Genomic DNA, 10,358 nt, shown 5'->3' on the forward strand with positions numbered 1-10,358 from the left:
AACCTGATCCTCTTCCTGAATCCCGGCTGGCAGGAGGAATGGCGGGGAGCCTTGGAGCTGTGGGACCGGGGCATGAAGCGCAGCGAGGAAGAGGATCAGGTTGCACCGCCGGCGCCAGTTGGTCTTGTGGTGGTGCATGGTGAAGTCGGCGTGGATGTTGAGGAAGCCGCCGCGCTCCGTCTGGTGCATGCCGCCGCCCTCCAGGGAGGGGTCCGGCATCAGACCCTCGATGCCGGTGAGCTTCGACAGCCAGGCGACGAAGCGCGGCGAGCACAGCTCGTCCACCACCCGGCCGATGGTGTCCGGGAAGTGTTCCCGGCGGGTGTTGCCAAGCTTGTTCTCGTTGTAATGCTTGTATTGGATCCAGGACGCAGCGTCGGGGGCAGGAAATTCCTCCGCCAGCCGCTGGGCCAGCGCCGGGTCCAGGAGCCCTTCCAGGTGGATGTGGGGGTAGGGACTGGCCTGGGCATATTGCTGCGAGATCTCCGGCAGGCGGGCCTCCCAGCGCTGATAGTCGAAGAACTCGGAGTCTTTGCCGGCCTCTACAGTGGGAGCTGCTTCCGTCGTAGGCGCAGTGGCGGCGGTGCTCGGGGACGTGGTTTCCGGGGAGGAGCTTTTCGGAGGTGTCGTCGTGGACTGGGTCATAGAAAAGACTTTCGGGGTTGTCGGCGCCGGCCGAGGATCTCAGCCGACGTAGCCGAGGGATCGCAGGGCGTCGCGGGTCTCGTCGTCCAACAGCTCCTCCGTGGAACGGCCGGCGAGCTGCTCCTCGAAGGTCGAGAAGAGCTGGGTCAACTGGCGCTGGAATTCCTCCGGCAGCTCGGCGCCGGGCGCCGGGGGCATCAACATTCCGGAGTTGCCGCGATAGATTTTACCGTCCCGATCCACCAGGTAAAACAGGTTGTGGTCCAGCAGGACCATGCTGCCGTCCAGGCGGCGGTCGCGGTAGGGCTCGCGGTAGGTGCGGCGCATGCCGAAGGCCCGGGCCGGGCGGTCCGGCGGAGCCAGCAGGTTGCGTCCGCCGATCTCCGGCGCCTCGACGCCGGCGAGGGCGGCGAGGGTGGCGGCGATGTCCACCGAGCCCACCACCTCGGTGCGGTGGCCGGGGCCCAGCAGCGGTGAACGCACGATGCAGGGAACGTGGATCTGGCTCGGGATCAGGCGCCGGCCGTGGGCCAGGGAGCCGTCCTCGCCGAAGCTCTCGCCGTGGTCCGCCACCACCACCACGTGGGTTTGATAGCGCTCCGAGTCCGCCTCCAGGCGCTCCAACAAGCGTCCCAGCTGGCGGTCCATGAAGCGCACGTCGAGATCGTAGAGGGCTCGCGCCTCGGCCACCGCCGGCGCTACCGGCTCGCCCTCTTCGGCGCGGCTCAGGATGCGGCTGGGGGTGACGGTCTCGCCGTCGCCGGTGTCGCCGTAGGGACTATGGGCGTCGAAGTAATGGAACCAGAAGAATTGCTGCGAGGCGGTGGTGTCGTCGAGCAGCGCCAGGGCGCGGTCGGTGATCTCGTTGGCCAGGTTGTAGAAGCGATCCGGCGCCTGCTCCTCGGGATCTTCCTCTTCGTGCTCGTCCTCGGTCTCGTTGTCGGACTCGTCGTCGGTGTGGGGCCCCGCGGTCTCCGCGTCCTGGCGCCATTGGGAGCCCGGCTTGCCGAGCTCGAAGCGGTCGTCGAAGTGCTCGAAGCCCTGGTCGAAGGCGAAGGTCGAGGCGAGGGGGAACGAGGCCACCACCGCGGCGGTGGCAAAGCCCGCTTCCTGGAGCTTCTCCGGTACCGTCACCAGCTCCGCCGCCAGCCGCTGGCCGTTGCGGGTGACGCCGTGCTGCCAGGGGTGGAGCCCGGTGAGCATGGAGGCGTGGGACGGCTGGGTGGTGGAGGTGGCGGAGAAGCAGCGGTCGAAAATCTCGCCGCCCTGGGCCCAGCGCTCCAGCTCCGGCATGGTGGTGACGCCGCCGTCCGCGGTCCCGTTCTCTCCGGCCACGCCCGTGAAGCTGTCCAGGCGTAGCGTGTCGAGAGTGATCAGCACTACCCGCACGCCGGGCTCGGGCTCGGCGCAGGCGCCGCAGAGGAAGAGTGCCGCCAGCAAAAGAGCCCCCGGCCAGGCACGGCGGCGAGGTTCTCGACGGGGAGCGGATGAGGATTTCTGGTAGTTCAAGCTCGTGATGGATCCAGCGATGGGCACGTCGTGGGGGCCGGCAGCAGGATGTTCGATTTCGATCTGATTCAGAGGTGAAAACAGGGCCGGAAGAGGCAGGAGTATAGCATGCCGTGCTGCGGCAACGAGCTGGGTGACGAGGCGAGGTAGGACGCGGATCGGATACCATCGCCCCATGCTCCCGGTGACCCGTCTCGGCGCGCTTCTTACGAGCTTCTCGAGGCCTTGGATGGTGGCTCTGGCAGCGCTGTGCTTCTTCTTGGCGGTCTGCGGGCTCTCGGCGGGTTGTGGGGCAGGGGGCTCCAGGGAAGGCAGCGCCGAGCCGCCGTTGCGGGTCTTCGCCGCCGCTTCCTTGAGCGAAGCTCTCGGCGAGGTCGCCGCTGCCTACCGCGCCGCCGGCGGGGAAACGGTGGAGCTCAATCTGGCGGGCTCCAACGTCTTGGCGCGGCAGATCGTCGCCGGTGCGCCGGCGGATTTCTTCCTCTCCGCGGACGCGCGGCAGATGGAGGTGGTCCAGGCGGCGGGGCGGGTGCGGGAGGAAGAGGTCTTCGAGCTCCTCACCAACCGTCTGGTGGTGGTGGTTCCGCGCACTTCGCCGGTGCAGAGCTTGGCCTCGCTGGCGGAGCTCGAGGGCTTCGACCGGCTGGCGCTGGCGGACCCGGCGGCGGTGCCGGCGGGAGTCTACGCCCGGCGCTGGATCGAAGCTTCAGCCGGAGAGAACCTGTGGGCTCGCCTCGAGCCCCGCATCGTGCCGGCGGCGGATGTGCGGGCGGCGCTGGCGGCGGTGGCCGGCGGGCACTTGCCGGCGGGCATCGTCTATGCCAGTGATGTCTCGGCCGGGGGTGGGGTGCCGGCGGTCCGCGTGGTCTGGAGCCAAGGAGAGGGCGAAGAGCCGCGCATCGCCTATCCCGCCGCACCAGTCCAGGGAGGACGGGGGGCGGCCAGCCGCGGGTGGGGCCACTTCCTGCGCGGCGACCGTGCGATGGAGATTTTCCGCCGGCATGGCTTTTCTTCCGCAACTCCCGGGATCGCCGGGACCTCCGGGTCCTCCGGGGCCTGAGGAGTCACCGGATGGATCTCACCGGCGTCCTTCTCTTCACCCTGGCGGTGGCCGCTGCCAGCACCGCTTGGATCCTCGTTCCCGGGGTTCTGCTGGCCTGGCTGCTGAGTCGGCCGCGGCTGCGCGGCCGGTCGGTGTTGGAGACCCTGGTCACCCTGCCCCTGGTGCTGCCGCCCACCGCCGTCGGGCTCGTGCTCCTGGCGCTGCTGGGTCGCGGCGGGCCGGTGGGCGGCTGGCTCTACCGCAGCTTCGGGCTGGAGGTGGCCTTCACCGGCCTGGCGGTGGTGCTGGCCGGAGGAGTGATGGCTTTGCCGCTCCTGGTGCGCACCGCCCGCGGCGCGTTGGAGGAAGTTGATCCCCGGCTGCTGGCGGTGGCTCGAACCCTCGGCCGCGGCCCGGCTGCGACCTTTTTCGAGGTGCAGCTGCCGCTGGCCTGGCGCGGCATCCTGGGCGGCGTGGTGCTGGCCTTCGGCCGGGCGTTGGGTGAGTTCGGCGCCACCATCGTGGTTGCGGGTAATATTCCAGGACGCACCCAAACCTTGGCGCTGGCTCTATTCCAGCAGGTGCAGATCGGAGACGACCGCCGGGCACTGCTCTTGGCAGGGCTCGCGGCGGTCTTGGCTTTCGCCGTGCTGTTGTTGAGTCAATGGCTGGTGGGGCGGGGAGAACGGGCTTTGGGACGGCGGCTGTGAGCCGCCGATGGGAGTCATGAGGAGCGATCGTCGATGAACGAAGGGGTGGAGGAACGGGACGGCCTGCTCGAAGAGAGCGCTGCTGAAGACAGTGCTGCTAGAGACAGTGTTGCTAAAGACAGCGTTGCCGAAGATGGGGCGCAGGATGGAGAGGGTCGAGCCGTCGGTGAGACTGGTGTCCAGGAGCCGAGAACACCGGAGGCGCCCCAAGCGGAGCCACCGGTGTTGGAGGTGGACGTGGATCTGCGGGTCACCGGCTTCCGCATCGAAGTGCAGACGAAGCTGGGGCCGTCGGCGGCGGTGCTGGGCCCCAGTGGAGCCGGCAAGTCGGTGCTGCTGGAGGTCATCGCTGGCCTGCGCTGGGCCGAGGGAAGGGTGCGGGTGGGCGGACGGCTGCTGCAAGATTCCGACTCCGGCCTCTTCCTGCCCCCGGAGCGCCGCCAGCTGGGCTACGTGCCCCAGGACGGCGCCCTCTTCCCCCACCTGTCGGTGCGCCGCAATCTGCTCTACGGGCGTACCTCCAGCCTGCGCCCCCGGCGGCCCACCGCCAAGGAGCGGATCGAGCTGGACCGTCTGGTGGAAGCTCTGGAGCTGGGGGATCTGATGGAGCGCATGCCCTCCGGCCTGTCCGGCGGCGAGATGCGGCGGGTGGCCCTGGGCCGGGCGCTGCTGGCCCGCCCCCGCCTGCTGCTGCTGGACGAGCCCACCACCGGCCTCGATCCCCGCCGGGCGCGCCAGGCCCGGGCGCTGATCCAGCGCCTGCGGGACGATCTGGAGGTGCCCATGCTCATCGTCACCCACCAGCCGGAGGACGCCCGGGCGCTGGCCCGGGAGGTGCTGCTCCTGGACAACGGCCGCGTCCAGGCCCAGGGCCCCACGGAGACCGTCCTGCGGCGCCCGGAGGTGCTGCTGCGCTGGCCGGAGTGGGGCGGCGAGAATCAAGTCCAGGCGACGGTGCTGGCCCACGACGCCGAGGGCGGAGTGACCCGAGTGGCTCTAGAGGGCGGCGGCGAGATCGCCGTGCCCCTGCTGGAGGCCCTCGACCCGGGAGACTCGGTGATGCTGGCGGTGGGCGCGGAGGAGGTCCTCCTGGCCACCGAAAAGCCCCAGGGCCTCTCCGCCCGCAACATGCTGGAGACGGCGGTGGACGAGATCATCCCCGTAGGCTCCACCATCTACGTCCGCGCCGGCCGCTGGTTCGCCCGCCTCACCCCCGCCGCGGTATCGGCCCTCGACCTGAGCGTCGGCGCCCGGGTGTGGCTGGTGGTCAAGACCCACAGCTGGCGCTTGGTTTCGGGGTGAGGGGGCTCCTCCGAGCCACCGCTTGTTCCAAGCTCCCTTAGGGCGGGCGCCAGCCCGCCACCTCAAGGCACTGGCATTCGAGGGCACTGGTATTCCAGGGCACTGGCATTCCAAGCCATGGCCAGCAATTCAAGGCACCGCCGAGAGACCCGGCATCTCAAGGAAATAACCCCTTCATGGTATCTTTCGCCGGATCATGAACGCGCTTTTCATCACCTTCGAAGGCCTCGACGGCAGCGGTAAATCGACCCATTTGAAGCGTACCGCCGAGTGGCTCGAAAGGCAGGGGGTCGATTTCGAGACGACTCGGGAGCCCGGGGGGACTCACCTCGGCCAGGCCATCCGGGGGATCTTTCTCGATCCGGAGCGCGGCCACATCGACGGCCGGGTGGAGGCGATGCTGATGTTCGCCGACCGGCGCCAGCATCTGGTGGAGATGATCGAGCCGACCCTCGCCGCCGGCCGCCACGTGCTCTGCGACCGCTTCACCGACTCCACCCTCGCCTACCAGGGCGCCGGCCGCGGGGTGGACCGGGAGGTGCTGCTGGCCATCGACCGCCTGGCCACCCACCACCGGCGGCCGGACCACACTCTGCTCTTCGACCTGCCGCCGGAGCTGGCCCAGCAGCGTGGGCAGTCCCACGCCCGCCGCGCCACCGCCGAGGTCGACCGGTTGGACGCCGAGGGGCTCGACTTCTACCGGCGCGTGCGGGAGGGTTTCTTGGCCCTGGCCGCCGCCGAGCCGCGGCGCTTCACGGTCATCGACACCAGCGGGCCCCTGGAGCAGGCCTGGCAGCTCACGCGGGCTCGGCTGGAGGAGCTGCTGGTGCCGTCCCAGCCGCCGCCGGACCAGGAGGGCACGTGAGCTTTTCCGACACCCTCGAGCTGGCCCGTCGCGGGGAGCTCTACCCGGCCCTCATCCTCCACGGCGGCGACGATCAGGGGCGCCGTGACAGCGCCCTCGAGCTGGCGCGTACGCTGCTGTGCGCGGCGGCGCCGGAGGAGCGGCCCTGCGGTGTGTGCAACCACTGCCGCCGGCTGCAGTGGCCGGGGACCGACGACGAGGTCTTCCATCCCGACTTCCACGTCCTGGAACGCGATCTCAAGACCTCCACCTCGGTGGAGGCGGTGCGCCGGCTGCTGCAGGTGGCCCAGGTCTCGCCCTTCGAGGCTCGGGGGCAGGTCTTCGTGGTGGCCAGCGCCGAGAGCCTGACCGGCGAGGCGGCCAACGCCCTGCTCAAAGCGCTGGAAGAGCCCCACGTCACCGCTCCGCGACACTTTCAGCTGCTGGCGCCGTCCCAATTCGATTTGCTGCCGACCCTGCGCAGCCGCTCCCTCTCGGTCTTTTTGGGAGCGGCGACGGAGGTGGATCCAGAGGCGGTGGCGGCGACGGCGGAGGATTTCGCCCGCTGCATTCTGGAGTACGCCAAGAACGGCGCCGGGGTCTATCTGCTCGCCGCCGCCGGCGTGTTGGGCTCGGCGGCGGATTTCAAGGATCCCCGATCCGGCCGTCCGTGGGCGGTGGCAGCGCGGGCGGTGTTGGGCAGCCTGGAAGTGGAAGGCATGCCGCCGGCGGCCCGTCGGCGGCTGCTGGCCCTGGCGGAGGCGCTGCTGGGCGGTGCCGCCTTTCGGCTGCGAGGCATCCCCGCCGACCGCATCCTCGAGGGGCTGCTGGCCCGGCACCTTGCGGCGAAAGGTTGGGAGGGTCCCTCGGCCGGCCGATAAGCTGCTGCAGATCCCCGGAGCGCTCCCGCTTAGAGGATGGCCCGCTCCAGGCATGGCACTCGGTTTGCACGAAGAAGCAGCACTAGCAGAACGGGCCAATTCGATTCGACGACCTTGTCCAGACGATCTTGTCCACAAGTCACCAAGGAGAGATGACCATGACCTTCCCCCACCGACTGACTTCCGCCCGGCGGCTGGCGTTGATGCCCGCCCTCGGGTTGCTCGGCTTCGCCTTACTCATCCTGCCTGCCTGCGGCGCTTCCGACTCGGCCTCCGACGCTGGTTCGAGCACCGCGGCCCCGGCCCGCACGGCTTCATCCGCCGGCGCTAATGCCGCTACGGACGGCGATCCCGGCGACGTGCTGGCGGTGGTGGGGGAAGAGGAGATCACCCGCGGCGAGGTCCAGACGGAAGCCAAGGACCAGCTCGACCAGGCCGAGATTCAGAAGCTCCAATGCGAGGCCAACTACAAGCGCAGCAAGCACCAGGTCTACGAGAGCGTGGTGCAGCAGCTGGTGCGGGATCGGCTGGTGGCGGAGGCCGCCGCGGCCCAGGGAGTGAGCGAAGAAGAGCTCCTCGAGACCGAGGTGAATGCCAAAGTGGCGGAAGTGACCGCTCAGGAGATCGACGCCTTCTACAACCAGAACCGCAGCCGCATCCCCCAGCCCAAGGAGCAGGTGGAGCCGCGGATCCGCGAGTACCTGCAGCAGCAGCGGGCGGATGAGGCCCGCGCCGAGTTCTACGCCTCGTTGGAGGCGGACAACGCCGTGGAGTACAAGCTCGGTCCCTTCCGGGTGGACGTGGCGGCGGAAGGCGCGCCGGCCAAGGGCCCGGCGGACGCCCCGGTGACCATCGTCGAATTCTCCGACTTCGAGTGCCCGTATTGCTCGCGGGTGGTGCCGGCCCTGGACAAGGTGGTCGATGAGTATGGCGACAAGGTGCGCATCGTCTTCCGCCACTTCCCTCTCAACTTCCACCAGAACGCTCAGAAGGCCGCCGAGGCCTCTCTTTGCGCCGCCGACCAGGACAAGTTCTGGCAGATGCACGATCTGATGTTCGAGGAGCAGCAGCAGCTGGCGGTGCAGAATCTCAAGGAGAAGGCGGAGCGGTTGGGTCTCGACACCGGCGCCTTCAACGAGTGCCTCGACTCCGATCAGTATGCCGAGCAGGTGCAGGCGGATATGCAGGCGGGCGTGGTCGCCGGCGTCCAGGGGACCCCGGCCATGTTCATCAACGGCCGCTTCCTCAGCGGTGCCCAGCCCTACGAGGCCATCGCCGCCATCGTGGACGAGGAGCTGGAGCGGGTGCAATAAGACCACCCATCTTCGGGTTTCCTGACCAAGGCGGTGGGCTCGGGTGCGGGTTCACCGCCTTCGTCGTTCTGAGGTCTTCGAAAGCGAGAGAGTGTCCAGGAGAAAGCGATGTCCAACGACCTACCCAACGACGAATTCCGTGCCGCGCTGCATCGCGCCGCGGACCTGGCGGCGGACTATCTGGACGGGGTGGCGGAGTATCCGGTGCTGCCGCGGGTCCAGCCCGGCGAGGTCACGGCCTCCCTGCCGGCGGCACCGCCCGCCGAGGGCGAGCCCATGGAGCGCATCCTCGACGACTACCAGCGGCTCATCGAGCCCGCCATGACCCATTGGAACCATCCCGGATTCATGGCCTATTTCTCCATCACCGGCTCCGGGCCGGGCATCGTCGGGGAGACCCTGGCGGCCACCCTCAACGTCAACGCCATGCTCTGGCGCACCTCGCCGGCGGCGGTGGAGCTCGAGCGCCTGGTGTGCGACTGGCTGCGCCAGATGCTCGACCTGCCGGAGATCTTCCAGGGGCATATCAACGACACCGCCTCCAGTAGCACGCTCCTGGCCCTGGCGGCGGCCCGCCACCGGCAGGCTCTTCAGCTGAAAGACCGGCCTCGTCACGACGTGCGCCAGCACGGGCTCTTCGGGGCTCCGCCGATGAGCGTCTACACCAGCGATCAGGCCCACTCGTCGGTGGACAAGGCGGCCATCACCCTCGGCCTGGGGCTCGACGGGGTGCGGCGGGTGGCTAGCGACGAGGACTTCCGCCTGGACCCGGCGGCGCTGGCGGCGGCGGTGGCGGAGGATCGCGCCGCCGGCCGGCTGCCGATTGCGGTGGTGGCCACCGTCGGCACGACCTCCACCACCAGCATCGACCCTCTGGAGCCGATCCTCGAGATTTGCCGCCGGGAAGATCTGTGGCTGCACGTCGACGGTGCCTACGGCGGCAGCGCCGGCATCTGCCCCGAGTACCGGGAGCTGATGCGCGGCATGGAGGGGGCGGACTCCATCGTGATCAATCCGCACAAATGGCTCTTCGTGCCCGTCGATTGCTCGGTGCTCTGGCTGCGCGACGAGGAAGAGCTCAAGGAGGCGTTCTCGCTGGTGCCGGAGTACCTCAAGACCGGCGACACCGGCGTCACCAATCTGATGGATTTCGGTCCGCAGCTGGGCCGCCGCTTCCGGGCGCTCAAGATGTGGATGGTTTTCCGCAGCTTCGGGGTCGAGGGCCTGCGCCGGCGCATCCGCGAGCATTGTCGTTGGGCTCGGGAGCTGGCGGAGCGCATCGACGCCGATCCGCACTTCGAAGTCTCGGCGCCGGTGCCTTTCAGTCTGGTGTGTTTTCGCGCCTTGGACGGCGCAGACGGCCCTGATGAGGACGGGGAAGCCCAGGACCGCTTCAACCGCCGTCTGATGGAGGCCATCAACGCCGACGGCACCATCTTCCTCTCCCACACGGTGCTGCGGGACCGCTACGTCCTGCGCCTGGCCATCGGCAATCTGCGCACCACCGAGGAGTTCGTCCAGGACGCCTGGCGGTTGATCCAGGAGACCGCGGAGCGGTTGCGGAGGGAAGGCTCCTAGCTCGTGGCGACCTCCTCTCGGAGCTGGCGGATCGAAGGTGGCGGATCGAAACAGGGTGAAGGTAGGACACATCCGGTGCGAGGAGTTTGAGCAATCCCTCACCCCCGACCCCTCTCCCAGCCCTCCCGATCCCCCGCCCGGTAGAGGGGCGCCCCCACCCGTTCCCCTGGATTTCACCGCTGAATTTTCGCTCAACGGTGAGCTTCGAGCTTCCCCCTCTACCGGCAGGTTGGGAGGGTGGCTGGGAGAGGGGGACAAGAGGGGGTGAGGGTCTGGCTCCAACGGGCAAGAGCGCGCCGGTTTCTCTCGTCAGTCCGAACGGGGTAAGTCCGGCTAGTGCGAGTTCGCAACATGGTGGGCTGGCGCCCACCCTACGGCCCAATGCGGCATCTCCGCGAGTAGGGTGGGCGCCAGCCCACCACTGCGCCAGCCCACTACTGAGACGGTCCAGCTGCAGCTCAGAGCCCCGAAACCTCCAACCGCCGAGCTCCCCAGCGGCCGGTGCCCAGGTCTTCCACCACCACTGCGATGCGG

9 protein-coding genes are annotated in these 10,358 nt (G+C 69.0%); 7 read left to right on the forward strand and 2 right to left on the reverse strand.

Features of this window, described 5'->3' with window-relative positions:
- Nucleotides 1-645: hypothetical protein (locus SX243_22545; GenBank protein MDY7095764.1), on the reverse strand; the 645-nt coding region annotated here is incomplete at its 3' end.
- Between the two features lie 39 nt (nucleotides 646-684).
- Entirely contained in the window at nucleotides 685-2,154 is a 1,470-nt protein-coding gene (locus tag SX243_22550) for a sulfatase (GenBank protein MDY7095765.1), read from the reverse strand.
- Between the two features lie 229 nt (nucleotides 2,155-2,383).
- On the opposite strand from SX243_22550, the gene modA reads away from it, so the two are divergent.
- From modA to SX243_22585, 7 genes are all read left to right on the forward strand, one after another.
- On the forward strand, nucleotides 2,384-3,214 hold the full coding sequence (gene modA / locus SX243_22555; protein ID MDY7095766.1) for a molybdate ABC transporter substrate-binding protein: 831 nt from the start codon (nucleotides 2,384-2,386) through the stop codon (nucleotides 3,212-3,214).
- An 11-nt stretch (nucleotides 3,215-3,225) separates the two neighbouring features.
- On the forward strand, nucleotides 3,226-3,906 hold the full coding sequence (gene modB / locus SX243_22560; GenBank protein ID MDY7095767.1) for a molybdate ABC transporter permease subunit: 681 nt from the start codon (nucleotides 3,226-3,228) through the stop codon (nucleotides 3,904-3,906).
- 33 nt (nucleotides 3,907-3,939) lie between these two features.
- Complete coding sequence (locus SX243_22565; GenBank protein MDY7095768.1) at nucleotides 3,940-5,208, forward strand: ATP-binding cassette domain-containing protein; 1,269 nt, start codon at nucleotides 3,940-3,942, stop codon at nucleotides 5,206-5,208.
- 196 nt (nucleotides 5,209-5,404) lie between these two features.
- The gene (tmk, locus tag SX243_22570; GenBank protein ID MDY7095769.1) at nucleotides 5,405-6,073 is read left to right on the forward strand and encodes a dTMP kinase; all 669 of its coding nucleotides are present in this window, start codon (nucleotides 5,405-5,407) and stop codon (nucleotides 6,071-6,073) included.
- On the forward strand, nucleotides 6,070-6,933 hold the full coding sequence (locus tag SX243_22575) for a hypothetical protein (GenBank protein ID MDY7095770.1): 864 nt from the start codon (nucleotides 6,070-6,072) through the stop codon (nucleotides 6,931-6,933). The genes tmk and SX243_22575 overlap by 4 nt, the downstream gene beginning before the upstream one ends.
- 158 nt (nucleotides 6,934-7,091) lie before the next feature.
- Nucleotides 7,092-8,246: a thioredoxin domain-containing protein gene (locus tag SX243_22580; protein MDY7095771.1), complete on the forward strand. Its 1,155-nt coding sequence runs from the start codon at nucleotides 7,092-7,094 to the stop codon at nucleotides 8,244-8,246.
- A gap of 108 nt (nucleotides 8,247-8,354) precedes the next feature.
- A complete protein-coding gene (locus tag SX243_22585) occupies nucleotides 8,355-9,824 on the forward strand; it encodes a pyridoxal-dependent decarboxylase (GenBank protein ID MDY7095772.1) in 1,470 nt (489 codons plus the stop codon).
- Nucleotides 9,825-10,358: the final 534 nt, after the last annotated feature.

It is taken from the genome of Acidobacteriota bacterium, from assembly GCA_034211275.1.
Taxonomy (GTDB): domain Bacteria; phylum Acidobacteriota; class Thermoanaerobaculia; order Multivoradales; family JAHZIX01; genus JAGQSE01.

Bases quoted from the DNA above. Each gene is read 5' to 3' on its own strand.
- SX243_22585 (MDY7095772.1), top strand. From the start codon at position 8,355: ATGTCCAACGACCTACCCAACGACGAATTCCGTGCCGCGCTGCATCGC.
- SX243_22580 (MDY7095771.1), top strand. From the start codon at position 7,092: ATGACCTTCCCCCACCGACTGACTTCCGCCCGGCGGCTGGCGTTGATG.
- modB (MDY7095767.1), top strand. From the start codon at position 3,226: ATGGATCTCACCGGCGTCCTTCTCTTCACCCTGGCGGTGGCCGCTGCC.
- SX243_22565 (MDY7095768.1), top strand. From the start codon at position 3,940: ATGAACGAAGGGGTGGAGGAACGGGACGGCCTGCTCGAAGAGAGCGCT.
- modA (MDY7095766.1), top strand. From the start codon at position 2,384: ATGGTGGCTCTGGCAGCGCTGTGCTTCTTCTTGGCGGTCTGCGGGCTC.
- tmk (MDY7095769.1), top strand. From the start codon at position 5,405: ATGAACGCGCTTTTCATCACCTTCGAAGGCCTCGACGGCAGCGGTAAA.